This is a genomic window from Isoptericola sp. NPDC057191 (assembly GCF_042670225.1).
In the GTDB taxonomy this organism is placed as follows: Bacteria; Actinomycetota; Actinomycetes; order Actinomycetales; family Cellulomonadaceae; genus Isoptericola.
Window position 1 is genome coordinate 1 of sequence record NZ_JBHUWC010000068.1, and the last position, 18,935, is coordinate 18,935.

Annotated in this window: 17 protein-coding genes; 7 read left to right on the forward strand and 10 right to left on the reverse strand. The window is 72.8% G+C overall.

The window, feature by feature from the left end; translation table 11 throughout:
• Nucleotides 1-56: 56 nt before the first annotated feature.
• Nucleotides 57-1,913 (reverse strand): glycoside hydrolase family 3 N-terminal domain-containing protein, encoded by a 1,857-nt coding sequence (locus ACFT55_RS10625; protein ID WP_380243794.1) that lies wholly within the window; start codon nucleotides 1,911-1,913, stop codon nucleotides 57-59.
• Between the two features lie 304 nt (nucleotides 1,914-2,217).
• Between ACFT55_RS10625 and ACFT55_RS10630 the strand changes: the two genes are divergently transcribed.
• Together ACFT55_RS10630 and ACFT55_RS10635 are read left to right on the forward strand one after the other, a co-directional pair.
• Nucleotides 2,218-2,472: a helix-turn-helix domain-containing protein gene (locus ACFT55_RS10630; RefSeq protein WP_380243795.1), complete on the forward strand. Its 255-nt coding sequence runs from the start codon at nucleotides 2,218-2,220 to the stop codon at nucleotides 2,470-2,472.
• Entirely contained in the window at nucleotides 2,465-3,853 is a 1,389-nt protein-coding gene (locus tag ACFT55_RS10635; RefSeq protein ID WP_380243796.1) for a type II toxin-antitoxin system HipA family toxin, read from the forward strand. The genes ACFT55_RS10630 and ACFT55_RS10635 overlap by 8 nt, the downstream gene beginning before the upstream one ends.
• Nucleotides 3,854-3,939: 86 nt before the next feature.
• On the opposite strand, the gene ACFT55_RS10640 is transcribed toward ACFT55_RS10635, so the two are convergent.
• On the reverse strand, nucleotides 3,940-5,283 hold the full coding sequence (locus ACFT55_RS10640) for an Ig-like domain-containing protein (protein ID WP_380243797.1): 1,344 nt from the start codon (nucleotides 5,281-5,283) through the stop codon (nucleotides 3,940-3,942).
• A gap of 388 nt (nucleotides 5,284-5,671) precedes the next feature.
• Here ACFT55_RS10640 and ACFT55_RS10645 point away from each other — a divergent pair, with 388 nt between their 5' ends.
• The 4 genes from ACFT55_RS10645 to ACFT55_RS10660 all read left to right on the forward strand — a co-directional run bounded on the left by ACFT55_RS10645 (nucleotide 5,672) and on the right by ACFT55_RS10660 (nucleotide 10,658).
• A complete protein-coding gene (locus tag ACFT55_RS10645; protein ID WP_380243798.1) occupies nucleotides 5,672-6,415 on the forward strand; it encodes a hypothetical protein in 744 nt (247 codons plus the stop codon).
• A 999-nt stretch (nucleotides 6,416-7,414) separates the two neighbouring features.
• A complete protein-coding gene (locus tag ACFT55_RS10650) occupies nucleotides 7,415-7,981 on the forward strand; it encodes a methylated-DNA--[protein]-cysteine S-methyltransferase (protein WP_380243799.1) in 567 nt (188 codons plus the stop codon).
• Between the two features lie 224 nt (nucleotides 7,982-8,205).
• Nucleotides 8,206-9,375, forward strand: coding sequence for a tyrosine-type recombinase/integrase (locus ACFT55_RS10655; protein WP_380243800.1), 1,170 nt, complete (start codon nucleotides 8,206-8,208; stop codon nucleotides 9,373-9,375).
• A 5-nt stretch (nucleotides 9,376-9,380) separates the two neighbouring features.
• Nucleotides 9,381-10,658: a phosphatidylserine/phosphatidylglycerophosphate/cardiolipin synthase family protein gene (locus tag ACFT55_RS10660; RefSeq protein ID WP_380243801.1), complete on the forward strand. Its 1,278-nt coding sequence runs from the start codon at nucleotides 9,381-9,383 to the stop codon at nucleotides 10,656-10,658.
• 25 nt (nucleotides 10,659-10,683) lie between these two features.
• Here the strand turns inward: ACFT55_RS10660 and ACFT55_RS10665 are convergent, their stop codons facing one another.
• The 8 genes from ACFT55_RS10665 to ACFT55_RS10700 all read right to left on the reverse strand — a co-directional run bounded on the left by ACFT55_RS10665 (nucleotide 10,684) and on the right by ACFT55_RS10700 (nucleotide 16,769).
• Nucleotides 10,684-11,271: a MerR family transcriptional regulator gene (locus tag ACFT55_RS10665; protein ID WP_380243802.1), complete on the reverse strand. Its 588-nt coding sequence runs from the start codon at nucleotides 11,269-11,271 to the stop codon at nucleotides 10,684-10,686.
• 247 nt (nucleotides 11,272-11,518) lie between these two features.
• Entirely contained in the window at nucleotides 11,519-12,055 is a 537-nt protein-coding gene (locus ACFT55_RS10670; protein WP_380243810.1) for a bifunctional nuclease family protein, read from the reverse strand.
• 87 nt (nucleotides 12,056-12,142) lie between these two features.
• A complete protein-coding gene (locus ACFT55_RS10675) occupies nucleotides 12,143-12,892 on the reverse strand; it encodes a MerR family transcriptional regulator (protein WP_380243803.1) in 750 nt (249 codons plus the stop codon).
• Nucleotides 12,889-13,365, reverse strand: coding sequence for an FHA domain-containing protein (locus tag ACFT55_RS10680; RefSeq protein WP_380243804.1), 477 nt, complete (start codon nucleotides 13,363-13,365; stop codon nucleotides 12,889-12,891). The genes ACFT55_RS10675 and ACFT55_RS10680 overlap by 4 nt, the downstream gene beginning before the upstream one ends.
• A 180-nt stretch (nucleotides 13,366-13,545) precedes the next feature.
• Nucleotides 13,546-14,877, reverse strand: coding sequence for a DUF881 domain-containing protein (locus ACFT55_RS10685; protein ID WP_380243805.1), 1,332 nt, complete (start codon nucleotides 14,875-14,877; stop codon nucleotides 13,546-13,548).
• A 7-nt stretch (nucleotides 14,878-14,884) separates the two neighbouring features.
• On the reverse strand, nucleotides 14,885-15,217 hold the full coding sequence (locus tag ACFT55_RS10690; RefSeq protein WP_380243806.1) for a small basic family protein: 333 nt from the start codon (nucleotides 15,215-15,217) through the stop codon (nucleotides 14,885-14,887).
• Nucleotides 15,214-16,146: a DUF881 domain-containing protein gene (locus tag ACFT55_RS10695; protein WP_380243807.1), complete on the reverse strand. Its 933-nt coding sequence runs from the start codon at nucleotides 16,144-16,146 to the stop codon at nucleotides 15,214-15,216. The genes ACFT55_RS10690 and ACFT55_RS10695 overlap by 4 nt, the downstream gene beginning before the upstream one ends.
• A complete protein-coding gene (locus ACFT55_RS10700) occupies nucleotides 16,143-16,769 on the reverse strand; it encodes a CDP-alcohol phosphatidyltransferase family protein (protein WP_380243808.1) in 627 nt (208 codons plus the stop codon). Before ACFT55_RS10700 ends, ACFT55_RS10695 begins: the two co-directional genes overlap by 4 nt.
• A 233-nt stretch (nucleotides 16,770-17,002) precedes the next feature.
• Here ACFT55_RS10700 and ACFT55_RS10705 point away from each other — a divergent pair, with 233 nt between their 5' ends.
• Nucleotides 17,003-18,883 (forward strand): DEAD/DEAH box helicase, encoded by a 1,881-nt coding sequence (locus tag ACFT55_RS10705; RefSeq protein WP_380243809.1) that lies wholly within the window; start codon nucleotides 17,003-17,005, stop codon nucleotides 18,881-18,883.
• Nucleotides 18,884-18,935 lie beyond the last annotated feature (52 nt).

The following is an 18,935-nucleotide window of genomic DNA, read 5'->3' on the forward strand; positions in this document are numbered from 1 at the left end:
GGGGTGCACCCCGCGCCCGCCGGCACAGCCTCAGCGACCCCGCACCGGGGGCGCGGTCACCTGCCCGGTTTTCCCGACCCCGGAAGGTGCGGCCAGCTCGGGTACCGGTGACCGAAGCCGAGGGGCAGCAGCGTCGAGGCGCCGTCCGCCGTCGGGACCGCCACCGGCAGCTTGCCCAGCGTGTTCACGTCACCCGCGATCGCACGCACCACCGCCGCATAGTTCACGACGTTGTAGCCGTAGCTGTTCAGCACGGCGTCCGCCTGCGGGAACACGTTGATGTCGTACGGGTTGCGCGCCGCGACCACGATCACCGGCTTGCCCGTCGCCGCCAGGGCGCTCACCATCGCCTGCTGCGCCGCGTTGGCGCTGGCGTTGTAGGACGTGAAGACGACCGCGTCGACGTTTGCCGCCGCCGCGACGGCACGAGCCCGGTACGCCGCCGACGGCGAGCTGCCGTTCTCGAGCAGCGTGGTCACGTCGAACCCGCGGGCCGAGAGCATCGGGGCCAGCCGCTCCGGCCACGCCGACCCCGCACCCACCACGAGCACCGAGTCCTCGCCCGGCTGCAGCGGCAGCGGACGGTCCTCGTTGCGCAGCAGGGTGACCGACCGGTCCGCGATCGTCGCGGCCGTCGCCAGGTGCTCGGCAGAGCCCACCACGGCCCCGACCTGCGCCGGGTCCGCGTACGGGTCGGCGAGGACACCACGCTTCGCCTTCCACTCCAGGATGCGCGTGACCGACTCGTCCAGGCGCGCCTCCGTGAGCGTCCCGTCCGCCACCGCCTGCTTCACGCCCGCGATGGACGCGTCCACGTCAGGCGAGTTGAGCAGGATGTCGGAGCCGGCCTGGATGGCCTTCACCGACATCTCGCCCTGCGACCAGTTGTCGGTCATCGCCTGCATGTCGAGAGCGTCGGTCGTGATGATGCCGTCGAAGCCCAGCTCGTCCCGCAGGAGCCCCGTCAGGACCTTGGGGGACAGGGTGCCGGGCAGGTCGGGGTCGATCGCGTCGACGACGATATGCGCCGTCATGATCATGTCGATCCCCGCGTCGATCGCAGCCCGGAACGGCTCCAGGTGCTTCTCCAGGGTCGCCCGGTCGTACGTGACCTCCGGCAGCCCGTAGTGCGAGTCCGTCTCCGTGTCACCGTGACCCGGGAAGTGCTTCGCCGTCGCCGCGATGTGCTGCTGGATCCCTGCGATCTGCGCCACCCCCAGCCGGCTCACCGTCTTCGGGTCCGAACCCATCGACCTGATCCCGATCACCGGGTTGTCCGGGTTCGTGTTCAGGTCGAGCACCGGCGCGAAGTCGACGTTGATCCCCATCGCCTTCAGCTCCGACCCGAGGACGTCACCCTGCGCACGAGCCAGGCCGGCGTCGAACGTGGCACCGAGCGCCATGTTGCCCGGCAGCTGTGTGGCAGGCGGCCCGATCCGGGCGACGATCCCGCCCTCCTGGTCGATCGTCACCGCCAGCGGGATGCCCGGGCCCCCGTCGGCCAGCGCCGCGTCCTGCAACCCGTTTGACAGGCCGTTCACCTGCTGGGGGTTGTTGGTGTTGCCCGACCAGGCGAAGTAGAGCACACCACCCAGGTCGTACTTCTGGACGACCTGCGCCGGGGTGTCCACGCCGTACCGGGCCTGGTTGCTCGCAGCCATGGACGTGTCGTTCGCCGACGAGCCGTAGACGTGGGTCCACGTCATCTGACCGATCTTCTGGTCCAGCGTCATGGCGTCGACCATCGCGCGGATGTCGGCGCTCGACGCGACGGAGCCGACCGCGGATGCGGCCGTGGTGCTGGTCGGGGCGGAGGTGTCCGCCTGAGCGGGGGTCACGGCGGCGAGAAGCAGGCCTGCGCCCGCCAGCACCGCCGTCGAGCGCACGAGGCGCCTGGTTCCTGGATCCTTCACGAGATCCTCCTGTGTCGGACGGGCGCGACGGTACGGGACCGTTGGACGTCGTTGTCCGGGTGCGCCTGTGCTGGACGTTAGGACCGCCCCCGACCCACGTCAAGACTTTCCCCAGGGTCCGGCGCCCGGTGAAGGAACTTTCATAGGAATGTCCTCCGCACGCGACACCGAGAGACTCGTCCGCACACGGGAGCTCGAGCGGCGATGTCACTGATCGTTGACATCACGCGGGATGTTACTTAGCGTTGACATCACACAGAATGTCGCCGCCCGCTGACACACCCCAGACAGGGGAGAAGCACCCATGATCATCACCGACGCCGCACAGCTCGGCTCCCTGCTGCGCCGCGCCCGCAAGGACAAAGGAATCACCCAGGCCCAGCTCGCCACCACCGTCAACGTCTCCCGCCAGTGGATCATCGCCGCCGAAGCCGGAGCACCCACCGCACGCCTCGACCTCGTGCTCGACGCGCTACGCGCCGTCGACCTCGTCGTCGACATCGTGCCCGACGAACCCGACGACGCCCTCGAGACCGTCCTGAGCCGAGCCCGTGACTGACCACCTCCACGTCTGGCTCGACGGGGCGCTCGCGGGCACGCTGCGGCGCGGCCGCGACGGTGACGTCACCTTCGCCTACACGGCGTCGTACCAGGCGCTACGGGCTGCGCCGTCGCTGTCGGTGAGCATGCCCCGGCACCTCACCGAGCACGGCGCCGAGGTCACCATGCCGTGGATCGACAACCTCCTGCCGGACAGCGACACCGTGCGCGCCCGCTGGGCGGCGCAGTTCGAGGAACGGCGCCCGACGGCGTTCAACCTGCTGCGTCACATGGGCGCGGACTGCGCGGGCGCGGTGCAGGTCGTGCCGGAGGGCGAGGAACCGCAGGACGACGTCGGCAGCCGGCCGCTGGGTGAGGCGGAGATCGCCGCGCACCTGCGGGAGCTGCGCGCGGACGACAGCTCGTGGGCGTTCGAGCAGCACGGCGGGAGGTTCTCCCTGGGCGGGCAGCAGGGCAAGTTCGCGCTCACCCGCGCCACCGACGGCTCCTGGCACCAGCCCACCGGCCGCGGCGCCAGCACCCATATCTTCAAGATCGGGATCGACGGCGTCGCTCACTCCGCCGCGGCGGAGCTCGTCACGATGCGCGCGGCACGCGCGCTGGGGCTGCCGGTCGCGGGCGTCGAGTCGGCGTGGTTCCAGGACCAGGCCGCGGTCGTCGTCGAACGGTTCGACCGCGTGGCGGCCGCGGACGGCGGGACGCGTCGGCTGCACCAGGAGGACCTCTGCCAGGCGCTCGGCCTGTGGCGTTCAGCCAAGTACGAGGCGGACGGCGGGCCGGGCGTGCGCGACGTCGCGGGCGTCGTGGCGCGGGCCGTCGACCGGCGCGACCTGGCCCGCTCGCGCGACGATCTCGCGCGGGCCGTGGTGCTCAACTGGGTGGCGGCCGGCACCGACGCCCACGCGAAGAACTTCGCGCTGCTGCACGTCGGGACGCGCACCGTCCTCGCGCCGCTGTACGACCTGGTCTCGGCAAGCCTCCTGTGGCCCGCCGACGAGGTCCGGTACAAGGCGAGGCTCGCCATGAAGCTCGGCGGCGAGTACCGGTTGCGCGCGCTCGGCGCACGCAACGTCGAGCGTGCCGCCGGCGAACTCGGGGTGGACCCGGGCTGGCTGCTGGACGTCGCCGCCGCGTACGCCGACGCCTGGCCCGACGCCGTGCGCGACGCGGTGACGAGGGAGCGAGCCCTCGTCGCCGACGACGTCGCGGGGGAGTTCGTCGACCGCGCCGCGTCCCGGGCGGCAGACGTCGTGCGCGCGCTCGGCACCGCACGCGGCGGGGGAGAGGTGCACCAGCCCCCCACCGCGACCTGGGTGCCGCCACACGACCGGGCCGGCCGCCCTGTGGCCGGGCACTGGCGGGCAAGGCCTGGGCGCTGACTGCCGCCCGAAGAGTCGGGCACCCTCGTGGCGGGACTCCGGGGATCGCGACGCCGACGTGTCGCCACGACCCCCGGAGTCTCGCGTCACCTCGCGGTGGGGCCGGCCTCGGCGGTGTGACGGCGGCGCCACACCAGCGCCCCACCGGCCGCCATCAGCGCGCCGGCCGCGGCCAGCAGCCCGGTGATGCCCTGCGCACCGGTCCGCGCCAGCTCGGCGGAGTCGGTGGAGTCCGGGTACTGCGGGCCGGGCACCTGGTCCGCGCTGTCGCCGTCGGTCGCGGACGTACCGCCACCGGTGCCGGTGGTCGCCTCGCCCACGGTGAAGGTGACCGTGTCGGACGCCTTGTCACCCGCGGCGTTGGTCGCGATCGCGGTCAGCGTGTACAGGCCGTCGGCCAGGGCGGTCGCGGGACGGAACGTCCAGTTCCCGTCCGCGTCGACGTTGGTCGTGCCGGCCACCAGGGTGCCGTCCGCGGCCACCAGCATCGCCACGCCACCACCCGTGCCCGCACCACCGTCGGTAGCCACAGACCGGCCGTTCAGGCTGATCGAGACGCCCGGGGTGCCGACACCGGTGATCGTCGGACGGTTCGAGACCTCCGTCGCGCCATCCTGCGGCGAGGTGATCTGCACCATCACGTCGGCCACACCGTCCGCAGAACCCTGCGCAGCACCCGACGCCGTCGCCGTGCCACTCGCCGTGGCCGTCCCCGACGCGGCCGCGTCCGAACCGGCGTCCGCGGCATCCGCAGTCACCTCACCCTCGGTGTCGTCCGGCGAGGCGAGCGGGATCGGCCCGGTCTGGGCACGCTGCGCACCCTCGGTCGCGGTGTAGTCGTCGGTGATCGACTGCTCCAGCGTGAGGACCGAACCCTCGGGGATCTCACCGGTCTGCTTCAGGCGGGAGGACCCGTTCAGTGCCGTGGACAGCGTCCACTCGTTCACATGCTCGCCGTAGGTCTGGGTCACGGTGTAGGTGTGCGTGCCGTCCCCGTTGTCCTTGACGGTGCACGACGCGGTCCCCAGGCCGCCCTCGAGCTCGTCCTCGCCGAACAGGTTCCCGTCGGTGGGGCACTGGTCGGCGCCCGCGAACGGGCCGTCCAGCTCCAGACCGACCGGCATCGTCAGCGTGCGCGTGAGCACCTGACCGTGCTGCAGCACGATCGGGGTGTCCGACGTCGCGTTCGGGTACGTGCTGTACGTGAACACCCCGCTCGAACCGGGGCCGGCGAACCCGTCGCCCTCGTCCGAAGCCACCGCCAGGTGGTAGATCCCGTAGTCGGTGACCAGGTCGACGGCGCCGTCAGTACTTTCGTCTGGCTCGCCACCGCTGTCGCCCGTCCCGCTCTCCGCGCCGCTGGCCGCGATGGTCCCGTCGGACTCCGCCGCCGAGGTCCCGTCGGCCGATGCGGCCGCAGCGGCGGACACAGTGCCAGCGTTATCCGCCGAGGCAGTGGGCTGGTCCGATGTCGCGCCACCGGTCGCCGACGTGCCGCAGCCGGGCTCCCCGCCGTCCTCTGGTGGCGGGGGAGCGTCTGTCGCCGAGTCGCTGTCGACGTCGGCCACCGCGGCGTAGTACCCGCAACCGTCGTTCGCACCGGCGGCCGCCTCGATCCCCAACGCCGTGGCGCTGGCGTCGATGGCGGCAGCGGCCCAGGCAGCACCGGCGTTGTCCGAGGAGGCATCGTACGAGTCGGCGTCAAAGGAGCCCCCGGTCGTGGCCGTCGCGTCCACGGCAGCGGCCGCCCACGAGGTGCCGATGAAGTCCGAAGCAGCGGAGTAGGCGGACTCATACGACCCCTCGACGTCAGAGGCGTTGGACGAGCCCGACGTCGTGCTGCCGGTCGCCGTCGTCGCTCCGGATGTTCCGCTCCCGGCGTCGCACGTCTCTTCGCCGGCGGAGGTACCGTCCGAGAAGGTCTCCGCCGCTGCTTCGGCAGCGGCCGTCGCGTCGTCATCGGCAGCCGCGGCGGCCACGGTGGTGGCATCCGCGAGGCCGGCCGACTTTGCAGCGGGATCGCTGGACCGTGCGCCGTCCACGGACGCATCCTTCGAGGCGTCCGCGTTCGCCGCAGCTTCCGCTGCGCTCCCGGCAGTAGCGTCTGCGGCAGCGCTCGACACCGCAGACGCGTCGGCGAAGGCCGCAGCGGCAGCTGCCGGGTCGGCCGAGACGTCCGCCGCTGCGACGGCTGAGGCGTTCATGTTGGTCAGGACCCCGGGGCACAGCGGATCGCCCTCGACCGCCACCGTGGCCGTGGCCGTGAAGGCACTCGTCGTGGTCGAACTCGCAGGAACCGCAGGTGCGGAGAGCGCCGTCGCCGCGCCACCGTGCAAGGCGACCGTGCCGGAGGCAAGGGTCGCGACCACCAACGGCAGCGCGCGCCTTCTCGGCCGAGTGCGTGGGGGCCGCGATGCGCGGATCGAGGCCGGGTGGCGGTTCGTCATCGGTATTCCTCCTGGGCATTCGGTTGCAGGCTTGGCGGCAGGCCGATATCCACGAGAGTTCCAGCCTGACGCGGCCATAACGGCCGACGTGCAGGATCTGCACGGCCACCGGTGAAGAACCTCCGTCGATGAAGGTCGAACAAGCGATCGACAGCGCCCGTCATGGGGGAGTGGTGGCCCGTCGCATGCCGCACGACACGTCCGATCGGCGTTGAGCGCAGAGGCCAGACGACATAAGCGAAGCTCGCCCAGCGAGGATTCGATCGAGAGGCATCAATGTGCCGCGGCGGCCGACGGAGAGAGCCCGGGTCGGTCCGTACGGGCACAAGGTCGAACTGCCGCAGCCGGCACGGACGCACAGCCGCCGGTCGGCCGAGGTCATGGCGGTGTGCGCGGAGGACTTTTCAGGAGCGCGGTGGGCCTTCGAGGGCAGGACGGGAACAGGGGGCTCGCCAGTACCGAGCAGGTGTCGCACCGGGGGCTCATCACCCAGAGAGCGCTGCCCTTCCAAGGAGCCGATAATGCACATTATGTCATTACGAGAGAATGAGGCGCCCCCAGCCGGTCCCCTCCGGCCCGCACGGCGCCGGGAACGGCATGTGACGTCCTCGGCCTCCGTCCGCACCTCATTGCGCTGTGCGGCCCGTCGACTGGACATCGGACATCGGCCCGCCGCCGTCGCGCACCGCGACGGAGAATCTTGCCAACGGCACGTGCGTGCCCGCAGGCTGTCGGCGAGCTTCCTCGGCGTCCAGGAATCGACTCGGTTCACGAGCTGTCAGGACGCTCGGCGTCTCGATGTTCGTCTCGCTCTGTCCCTCCATGGCGCCTCGGGGTCTCGATGTTGGCCGTCTCGTCGGCCTTGACGTCCCGGGTGTCGTTCGTCGTCGACGCCCTCGCTGTCTGACGCCTCGTACGCGCCCGTGTCGCACGACGGTCCCCCGGACGGCGTCGCGGCCCCGACCTGGCGTCTCACCGAGCGCCGCGGCTCGAACTGCATCGAGCGACCTCCGGGTCCCTCGACGGCGCCGACGTATCGCGCTAGGATGATTCGGACATTAGCCTCAAACCATTGTGTATGACACAACACAGTGGTGTCGCGTCGTTGCGTCGGGTGAGGCAGCGGCTCCCCTACGGCCCGCCTGGCGCCTTCTGCGTCTTCCCCACCGCCATCGGGCACTGCGCGCTCGTGTGGCGCTCCCCCGGCGTGGTCGTCGGCTCGGCCCTGCCCCACGGCTCCGCGGCGGCGACGCGGGACGCCATGCACCGCCGGTACCCCTCCGTGGCCGAGGCCGTCCCCGACGGCGTCCTGGCGAGCGCCGTCGCCAGCATCACCTTGCTCCTCGACACCGGATCGGCAGACCTGACCGGCATCGACCTCGACCTGAGCGCCGTCCCGGAGTTCGACCGGCGCGTCTACGAGGTGGTCCGCACCGTCCCGGCAGGCGTCACCCTCACCTACGGCGACGTCGCATCACAGCTCGGCAGCCCCGGTGCGGCGCAGGCGGTGGGCCAGGCCCTCGGCCGCAACCCCTTCCCGCCGATCGTGCCGTGCCACCGCGTGCTCGCCGCCGGCCGACAGGTGGGCGGGTTCTCCGCCGGGGGCGGGCGGCGCACCAAGCTGCGCATGCTCGACGCCGAGGGCGTGCACCTCGAGCACCCGACCCTCTTCGAGCTCTGACCGGGGCCGCGCCACCACGCCCCACACCCTCTCCTGCACACGGCCGCCCGTGCCGCGACGAACCCTGGCAGACGAACCGGGGCAGACGAACCGTGGCTGACCGTGTCGGTGCGGGCACCTACCCTGGGGCCGGGCCGTGCGGCTGGCGTCGCCGCAGGTCACCGGCGCGCGGAAGGCCCGCGACCGTCGAGCAGCCGCCCCGGCAGACGCCTGGAGGAACACGCATGGTCGCCCCGCCCCGGCTGGACCGCGTCGACGTCGCCACCGCCGTCGACCGATACCTGGCCACCGTCCGGGTGGAGAGCGTGCGCGGGATCCTCTCCCCCGCGACCGCTCGCAGCTACGAGCGCGACGTGCGCGAGCTTGCCCGTCTCGTCGGCGAGGACCGGGTGCTCGACGACGTCAGCGGCGAGGACGTCGACGACGCCCTGGTGCGCTACCAGGCGACCCCGGACCAGCGTTACAGCGACCCTGGACGCAAGGGCGCCGCCGGACGGTCCGTCGCGACCGTCAACAGGTTCCGGCAGTCCGTCAGCCGGTTCTTCGCCCACGCGGCACGGCAGTGCTGGGTGCAGGCCGACCCGATGCAGTGGGCAGCCCCTCCCGCACGCTCGCGCGACCGCCTGCGGGTGGAGCGGACAGCACTGTCCGCGTCCGCGGCCGGAGCGCTGCTGCAGGCTTCCGCCGCCGACGTCGCACGAGCCACGCCCGCGGCGCCCGCCGGCGCCGGCTCGCGGGCGCCGCGCGCCGACCAGGCCCTCGCCCTGCGCGACCGCCTCGTCGTGGCCCTCCTGCTCGTCCTGGGCCCCCGCGTCTCCGAGCTCGCGCGCGCCGACGTCGCGGACTTCACGCGCGAGCCCGAGGAGACCCGGTGGCGCATCGTCGGCAAGGGCGGATCCATCCGCACCGTCGCGCTCTCGCCGCCCCTGGCGGCCGCCCTCGAGGACTACCTGCGTGACCTGCGCCCCCAGCTCGCCGCCCGCCGGCAGGACGACCCGGACGCACGACGCGCCCTCCTGCTGACCTGGCGGGGGCGCCGGATCGACACCCAGGCGGTGCGTGCCCTCCTCGCCCGTGCGGTCGAACGCATGCCCGCGACCTATCGCCGCCCCGCCACACCCCACGCGCTGCGCCACACCACCGCCACCCTGCTCGTCGCGGAGGGCTGGGACGTGAAGGTCGTCGCGGAGCTGCTCGGCCACCGCTCGATCGCGACCACCGGGGTGTACCTGGACCGCATCGAGGGCGAGCTGGCCGCCGCGATCCGTTCCCACCCCCTGTCCGCCGACCTTGCCGTACCCACCGACCTCGGCGCCGAGGCGGCGCAGCCGGGTGACATCACCGACCAACCCGACAGTTCGGCGAGCGCTGCGACGGACGCCTGGCTACCGTGAGGCTCGTGCCGCCTCGCCTGCCTCGCCTCCGCAAGCCCGTCCACGTCCAGATCGACTGGGCCGCCCTGCGACGCTACGCGACCCGCGGCGCGCTCCTCGCCGCCGCGGTCCCCGTGGCCGCCGCCGGGACGGTGATGGGCCTCGAGCGGTTCCGCCGCCACCAGTACCCGCTCGACGCCGCCTTCCCCACGTCCCCGCCGTCGTCGACGGAGGTCGAGGACACCACAGCGACCCTCTACACCTATGGCGCCGACCTGTACGCCGCGATGCTCGAGGCGATCCGCGGCGCGCAGCGGGAGATCTTCCTCGAGACGTACATCTGGAAGGACGACGAGGTCGGCCGCCAGTTCAAGCAGGCGCTCGCTGAGGCGGCCGGGCGCGGCGTCGCCGTGTATGCCGTGTACGACGGCTTCGCGAACCTCGTGGTCCCGCGCCGGTTCTTCGACGTGCCCGGCGTGCATGTGCTCCGCTTCCCCGCGATGCGACCGGGGCTGCTCATGCTCGACGTGCGCCGGTCGGGACGCGACCACCGCAAGATCCTGGTCGTCGACGACGAGACGGCGTTCGTCGGCGGGTACAACATCGGGTCCTTGTACGCGACGCAGTGGCGTGACACGCACCTGCGGCTGACGGGCCCGTCGGCCTGGGAGCTGCGCAACGCGTTCGTCGACTTCTGGAACCGCTGGCGTGGCCCGCGCCTCCCGGTCCTGCAGGACGTGGGTTCGCCGCTGTGGCTGCCGGGCCTGCGAGCGGCACGCAACGCTCCTTCGGAGCTCGTGTTCCCGATCCGCGGGATCTACCTCGACGCGATCGACCGTGCGTGCTCGCACGTCTACATCACCCAGGCGTACTTCATCCCGGACGAGGACATCCAGGCGGGGCTGCTCGCGGCCGCGGCCCGCGGTGTGGACGTCCGGGTCCTGGTGCCGGAGCGCTCCAACCATGTGGTGGCCGACTGGCTGGCCCGCGGGCACTACTCGACGCTCCTGCGGGGCGGGGTGCGGATCTTCCTGTACCAGGGGGCCATGATCCACGCGAAGACGGCCACGATCGACGGCCGCTGGACCACGGTCGGCACGGCGAACATCGACCGTCTGAGCCTGACGGGGAACTACGAGATCAACCTCGAGGTCGTCGACGACGGGTTGGCCGCGCAGCTGGAGGCCGCGTTCCGCATGGACGAGTCGAACTCGCGCGAGCTCACGATGGACGAGTGGCAGCGCCGGCACCCGCTGTCGAAGGTCGCCGAGCGTCTGATGTCTCCCCTGCGCCCGCTCCTCTGAGCCGGGCCACGGGAGGTCGCGGAGCTCAGCCGGCGGTGCGCGCGCGGCGGCGGGCGGCGAGCTCGTCGCCCTCGTGCGGCGCCGGCTCCTCGTCGTCGAGGGACTCGGTGGGCATGGAGGACAGCGTGCCCTCGATGTCGCGCCACACGCGCCCGACGGCGATGCCGAAGACGCCCTGACCGCCCTGGACGAGGTCGACGACCTCGTCAGGCGAGGTGCACTCGTACACGGATGCGCCGTCGCTCATGAGGGTGATCTGCGCGAGGTCCTCGACGCCACGCTCCCGCAGGTGGGTCACGGCGCTGCGGATCTGGTGCAAGGAGACGCCGGTGTCGAGGAGCCGCTTGACGACCTTGAGCACCAGGATGTCTCGGAAGCTGTACAGGCGGTGCGTGCCGGAGCCGGTCGCGGGCCGGATCGACGGCTCCACGAGGCCGGTGCGCGCCCAGTAGTCGAGCTGGCGGTAGGTGATCCCCGCGACGCGGCACGCCGTGGTGCCGCGGTACCCGGTGGCGGCGTCCTGCTCCGTGAGGTCCTCGCCGAAGAGGAGCCCCTGGGCGCCGTGCGGCACCGTCGCACCCGTGGGGACGCTTGCCTCACCGCTGCTGTTCACTGTGCCTCCTGGTGTTCGGCTCCACGCTAGGACGCCCCTGGGGGGGCGTCAACGACGTCGGCATCTGGGGCGACCGCGTGTCGCGCCGTCCTGCCCCGACGTCCGGGGACCTGTCGTCCGAACCCTCAACTTTCGACCACCGCTTGAAGGTTCGGGTCTTACGTTAGCGGAGCCTGAGCCTCGACCCGAGGTCGAGGGTCGTCGTCGGCGTGGCGCCGCGACGGCTCGTGCCCCGCAGAGCGGCCCTTCAGGGCGAGGGGTCGTCCGGCCGGTCGCCGCCCTGGGGCGGGGGCGTGCCGGGCTCGTGCGGGCCGCCCGGGGTCGTGAAGTCCGCGGCCGTGGCGTGGTCGAGGAAGTCGCGGAACTTCTCGACCTCGCGCTGCTGCTCCATGTCGACGACCTCGACCCCGGCGACGGCGACGACCTCCGCGGAGCAGAACACCGGGCTGCCGGTGCGCACGGCCAGCGCGATCGCGTCGGACGCCCGGGAGTCGAGGCGGGTGCCGTTGGACAGGATGAGCTCGGCGAAGAACACGCCGCCGTCGAGCGCGACGATCTCGACCCGTTCGAGCTCGACGCCGACGGCGCCGAGCAGGTCACGCAGCAGGTCGTGCGTCATCGGCCGAGGGGTGACGAGGCCCGCCTGGGCCATGGCGATCGCGGACGCCTCTCGTGCGCCGATCACGATGGGGACGGCGAGGTTGGCGGCGGCGTCCAGCAGCAGCACCACGATCTCCTGGTCGTGCTGCTGCTGACGCACCCCGAGGACCTCGACCGGGACCATCGGTGCGTCGCTCGTTTCGTCTGGTTCCACCGACCCACGGTACGTCCGTCGATCGCCTCACGTCGTGCGAGAGACGGGGGCGACAGATCAGACGAGGTCGCCGGAGCCCTGCCGCACCCAGGTGGAGTGCAGGCGCGCGAGAAGCTCACCGACCTCCGCGGCGAGCTCGGCGCCCTGTGCGCGCGCCGACGGGGTCTGCTGGCTGCGGTAGGGCGCGACGAGCTGGTCCACCAGGCCGACGTGCCGGTCCGCGGACGCGCGCAGCGACCGCAGGTGGCGCGGCTCGATGCCGTGCTCGGCCAGTCGGGCCGCGATGCGGACGACGTCGGGCGCCCCGGAGTCCAACCGGCTGCCGGAGCTGGACGGCAGCACGCCGGCGGACACGAGCTCGTGCACGAACTCGGGCGTGGTGCCGGTCGCCTCGGCGACGCTCTCCGCGGTCCAGCGGCGGCGGGTCACCTCGGGAGCGCCCGCAGGGTCGGCGAGACGTGGTGCCGGGCCGGGCGCAGGCTCCCCCGCGTCCATCTCGGCCAGGCGCTCCTTGATGACCTTGAGCGGCAGGTAGGAGTCTCGCTGTTCCGTCAGGACGAACCGCAGCCGTTCGACGTCGGCGGGGCTGTACTGCCGGTAGCCCGAGGAGGTGCGCACGGGGTCGATGAGCCCCTGGTCCTCGAGGAACCGGAGCTTGGAGTGCGACACCGACGGGAACTCCGGGCCGAGCTGGCCCAGGACGTCGGAGATCCGCATCGTCGCCTGGCGGGAGATCCCCCGCGGCCAGGGTTCGGGCGCCTCCGGGCCGGCCGGCTCCTCGCCGTGCGCGGCCTGCGCCGCCGTCACGACGCGGGCGCCTGCGGATCCCGCGGCGCCTGCGGGCTGGCGTGGAACGACATGCGGAACTTGCCGATCTGCACCTCGTCGCCGGTGGTGAGCGTCGCCGCGTCGATCCGCTCCCGGTTCACGTACGTCCCGTTGAGCGAGCCGATGTCGCGCACGACGAACCGGTCGCCCTCGCGAGCGAACTCCGCGTGCTTGCGCGAGACCGTCACGTCGTCCAGGAAGATGTCGGCCTGCTCGCTACGACCCGCGACCGCTCGGTCCGAGTCGAGGAGGAACCGCTCCCCCACGGCACCCGACCCGTACTGCACCACGAGGAGCGCAGAGTGGCGCGGCAGCGCCGCCACGGCGGCGGCCTCCTCCGCGGTGAGCGGGATCCGGAACGACTGCTCCTCCGCGGGCGCGCCCACGCGCCCCAGGTGCGCGGTGGTGTCCGCGGCCGCCTGGTGCGGCGGAAGAGCACGGGGGTCCGTCATCAGTCCTCCTGTGAGGTCGGGCCGGGTGAGTCGGGCGACGCTGCCGCCGGGACGGACCGGAAACCCGTGTCCGCGGAGGGCTGGCTGTGCGTCCGACGTGCGCCGTCGTCCGACAAACCTACCCCGACCGGGGCGTGGCCGGGAAGCCCGCGACCCGCGCACGCACCGTATCGGCGCACGTCAGCCTTGCGCCCGCTCGGGCTCGGCGTACCGGGGGTCCTGCGGCGGGGTCACGGCGGAGATCTTCACGCGGTCGTGCCGTGCGGTGGACGCCTCCGCCCCCGCGGTGCGCACCGTCGCCAGCGCGCCGCCCGGGATCTCCAGCGCGCGGTCCAGCGTCTCGGGGTCGCCGATCACGGTCCACTCGTACGGGGACGCGAGGGCGGTCCCGTCGACGACGATCGCGTCACCCTCGTCCTCGAACCACGTCGACGTGACGAGACGCACACCGTTGAGCTCGACGACCTCCGCCCCCGCGTTGCGCAGCTCCTCCAGCACGTTGAACATCTGCGACGCCCGCAGCTGGTGGGACGGGTCCTGGATCGTGACGCGCACGCCCGGCCCCTGCGCGGGGAGCCGGCCGGACAAGATGCCCTCCGACTCCGCCCGCTGCTCCGCAAGCTCCAGAGCGGACTGCGCCTTGCCGGTACCGGAACGCAGCTCGTCCCGCGTGTCCTCCAGGTCCGACACCTCGTCGCCGAGCTGCTGGGCCCGGTCCGTCACCTCGTCCAGCAGGCGCACCAGGTCCTCCTGACGGGCCGACGAGAGCTGGTCGGACGCCGACTGCTGCACCTGCACCACGAGCGCGAAGCCCAGCGCCGCGCACAGCACTCCGGCGAGCACCTGGGAGCGCGTCGCCCGAGGGCGCAGCGCAGCACCCAGCCGCCGCCACCCGCTCGGCTCCCCAGCCTCCCCCGCCGGCGCGGCGGCCGGGGTCTGCGGCCGCCGCCCGTCGCGCGCAGCGGGGTCGTCGTCCCCCAGGACGTCGGACTCCGCGCCGACAGCCTCACCCCGGGCGCTCGCAGCGTGGGCAGGCGTCGGTGCCTGCGACGGCGCAGGCACGCTCTCCTCGACGGTCTCGCGCGCGTCCGTGCCGGGCGCGTCCTGTGTGCCCTGTACGTCGAGAGGGTCGGCCGCGCCGTCAGCCCCGTCTGCCCCGTCTGTCTCGTCGGCCGACCGGTCCGCGGAGCCGGGGTCTGCGGCACGGGAGGGCCCGCCGTCCCCGCGCGCGTCCTCGGCCATGACGGGCGCGTCCTCGGGGTCGACCACAGCGGCTTCGTCCGGGCGTGCCTCGGTCCCGGCCTCAGCCTCAGTCTCGGTCTCAGTCTCGGGTTCGGTGCCGGGTACAGCGTCCGCCGGTGCCGTGGCACCCGCGGCGTCCGCGGTCGACACCTCGCTCGGGCCCACCGGCGTGCCCCCCGCCGACGGGTCGGTGTCCGGGACCTGTGACGCGGGGGTGGTCTCGACGCCCTCGTCCGCGGAGTCGGGGCGCTCGCCCGTACGGTCGCTCATCGGCCCGTCACGCCTTGAACAGGTGGCGGCGGATCGCCGCGGCGTTCGAGAAGATGCGGATGCCGAGCACCACCACGACCGCGGTCGACAGCTGCGCACCCACACCGAGCTGGTCGCCCAGGAAGACGATGAACGCCGCGACCAGCACGTTCGACAGGAACGACACGAGGAAGACCTTGTCGTCGAACAGACCATCGAGCTTGGCGCGCAGGCCACCGAACAGGGCGTCGAGCGCGGCGACGACGGCGATCGGCAGGTAAGGCTGCAGCCCCACCGGCACGGTCGGCTGCAGCACCAGACCGGCCACCACGCCGATCACGAGCCCGATCGCAGCGATCATGGGCGTTCCTCCTCGGTGTCGGACGACGGAGTCCTGGACGATTCACCGCCCGGCTGCGAGGAGTCCCCCGCACCTGACGGCTCCGCAAACCTCAAGGTCTGGGTCCCGACCCCCGGGAGCGACAGGTCGCTCTGCGGGGTGACGGACGACCCGATCCCGTAACGCGACCCCAACAGCTGCAGGTAGGCGGGCGCGCCGGACCGAGCGTACGCGGTCTGCATCGCGTCAGGGTCACCGATCGCACGGATGACGTACGTCGGCCCGGGCAGCGGCACCAGGTCCACCAGGATCGCGTCCCCCGCGTTCCGGACGGCCGACAACGACGTGAGCCGCTGGTCGTCCACGGAGATCGCCTCCGCACCCGCCGCCCACAAGGCGTTCACCACCGTCTGCACGTCCGCGTCCCGCACCCGCGCGCTCGGGTCGGGATCCGTCTCCGACTGCGCCGCGTCCCCGTCCGACAGGCTCACCACGAGACCCTCGCCCGACACCGCAGCAGAGCCGCTGACCACCGCGTCGAGCTGCAACGTCTGCAACAGCGCCGGGTCCTCGCTGGCGAGCGCAGCATGCTGCAGCGACTCGATCTCGTCGCTCGCCGCCACCGACCGCCGCTGCAGGGCCTCCACCTCGGCCCGCCGGTCCACGATCTGCGACTCCAGCACCTCGCGCGCCGCCGCCACGTCCGCCTGCGGCGCTCGCAGCTGCCGCGCCGCCGACACCGTCAGCAGCCCCAACAGGATCGCGACCAGCACCAGCAGCACCACGCCCAGCCCGCGCCGCCGGGTCGGCAGACCGTCCCGCTGCGCCGCCGCCCTGCGCTCCGCAGCCTCGGCGTACCCCGGGTCGAGAGGCTTCTCCATCACCTCGACCAGCAGGGTCATCGACTCGTCCGGACGCCGCCGACCCGGCGGGCGACCCACGACCGTCACGCGCGCTCCTCCCCGCCACCACCCGCAGCACCACCGGCACCCGGCCCGGCGCTCGCGGCCCCGACCAGCTCACGCGCCTGTCGCACGTACTGCACACCGGCGACCCAGTACAGGGCCACGCCCCACCAGGTGAACGCCCACCCCACGACGTGCGCGGCCGAACCCACCGCGCCCGGCACCGTCGCCAGGAGCAGCAGCGGGAACGCGTACAGCAGGGCGAACGTGCCCGCCTTGCCCACGAAGCTCACCGGCAACGGCCCGTACCCGTGCCGCGTCAGCACCGGCAGCAGGCACATCAGCATCACGTCGCGACCCACGATCACCACGAGCAGCCACAGGGGGATGATGTCCCGCCACGCCAGACCGGCGAGGGTGACGAAGATGAAGAGGCGGTCCGCCGCCGGGTCCAGCATCTGCCCCAGTCGCGTCACCTGGTTCAGGCGCCGGGCGAGCACACCGTCGAGCCAGTCCGTGAAACCCGAGAACGCCAGGACGGCCAGGGCCCACACGTCCTCGCCCGCCACGATCAGCACCGCGAAGACCGGCACCAGCGCCAGTCGCAGCAGGCTCACCACATTAGGGATCGTGAAGACCCGGCTGCTGATGTCCTGGCCCTCGTGCACCCGCACATCCTACGCACCGCCCCCAGCGCAGTGGCCGAACTCACCGACCCCCCGCGGGACCGCCCGCCCACCCACCGCGTAGACTGGACACACCTTCGGAGTTCGTCGTGCCTCCCGCGTGTTCGTTGCGCCCCGTCCAAGAGCGGGGCTGGTGTGTGTCCGGGACAGAGCGACCGCATCGCCATCTCGGCGACGCAGGACTCCTTCCCCCCACCGACGGAACGGTTACCGCCTTGAGCACCCTTGACTCCACCCTGCCCACCGAGCAGTTCGCCACCACGCCGGCCACGGCCGAGCAGACCGCCCCCGCAGGCCCCACCTTCTCCGAGCTCGGCCTCCCCGCCGCCCTCCAGGCCGCCGTCGACGACCTCGGGTTCACCACCCCGTCGCCCATCCAGGCACGCGCCATCCCCGAGCTCCTCGCCGGCCGCGACATCACCGGCGTCGCCCAGACCGGCACCGGCAAGACCGCCGCCTTCGGCATCCCGCTCCTCGCCGCCCTCGACGCCGACGCCGACGTCCGCAACGGCCACGTCCAGGCCCTCGTCCTCGCCCCCACCCGCGAGCTCGCGCTCCAGGTCGCCGACGCCATCGAGTCCTTCGCCACCCACCTGCCCCAGGTGCGCGTCACCTCCGTGTACGGCGGCTCCCCCTACCAGCCCCAGCAGCGCGCGCTCCGCGAAGGCGTCCACGTCGTCGTCGGCACCCCCGGCCGCGTCATGGACCACATGGAACGCGGCACCCTCTCCCTTGACGGCGTCCGCTTCCTCGTCCTCGACGAGGCCGACGAGATGCTCCGCATGGGCTTCGCCGAGGACGTCGAGACCATCTTCGGCCAGGCCCCCGCCCAGCGACAGGTCGCCCTCTTCTCCGCGACCATGCCCCCCGCCATCCGCGCCGTGGCCGAGACCCACCTCACCGACCCCGTCGCGATCGCCGTCTCCCGACAGTCCTCCACCGTCTCGACCGTCGAGCAGTCCTACGCCGTCGTGCCCTTCCGCCACAAGATCGGCTCCCTCGCCCGCGTCCTCGCCACCTCCGACGCCGACGCGACCATCGTCTTCACCCGCACCCGCAAGGACGCCGAAGAAGTCGGCGCCGCCCTCGTGGAGCGCGGCACCTCCGCCGCCACCATCTCCGGCGACGTCGCCCAGAAGGAGCGCGAGAAGATCGTCGAGCGCCTCCGCTCCGGCGCCCTCGACGTCCTCGTCGCCACCGACGTCGCAGCCCGCGGCCTCGACGTCGACCGCATCGGCCTCGTCGTCAACTTCGACATCCCCCGCGAGGCCGAGGCCTACGTGCACCGCATCGGCCGCACCGGCCGCGCCGGCCGCACCGGCCGCGCCCTCTCCTTCGTCACCCCCCACGAGCGCGGCAAGCTCAAGCACATCGAGCGCACCATCCGCGCCTCGCTCACCGAGGTCGACATCCCCTCCCCCCGCGACGTCTCCGAGCACCGCGCCCGCCGACTCCTGGACGCCGTCGCCGCACGCGTCGACGCCGGGCGCCTCGACCTCTACACGCAGATGCTCAAGGAGCGCACCTCCGGGAACCCCGACACCCCCGCCACCGACGGCGACGACGCCCTCCAGCTCGCCGCCGCCCTCCTGGCGCTCGCGGTCGGGGACGACGGCCCGGAGCAGCGTGCCGCGCAGGAGGAGCACGAGCGCGAGCGTGCGGAGGCCAAGGGCGGGCGCACCCGCGAGACGCACCGTGCCGAGCGCACGGAGCGCGACGGCGACCGCACGGGCCGCCACCCCCGCGGGGACCGCGGCGCCGACGACCGCGGGCGGGGCATCCGCCGCCCCGCCGCCGGCACCCGCTACCGCATCTCGGTCGGCCACACCCACGGGGCGCAGCCGCGCGGCATCGTGGGCGCGCTCACGAACGAGGGCGGCCTGTCCGGCGGCGACATCGGCAAGATCGACATCTTCGGGAACTTCTCGCTGGTGGACATCACCCGGCCGCTCGACGACGCGACCATGACCCGCATCGGTCGTGCGCACGTCGCGGGCAAGGCCCTGCGCATCTCCCTCGACAAGGGTGCCCCGGAGCGTCGCGCCCCGCGCACGGAGCGCCCCCACACCGACCGTCGTCCGGTCCGCACCGCCTGACGGATCCGCACCGCCTGACGGAAGCCCACGCACGAACGCCCGCGAGCCGTAC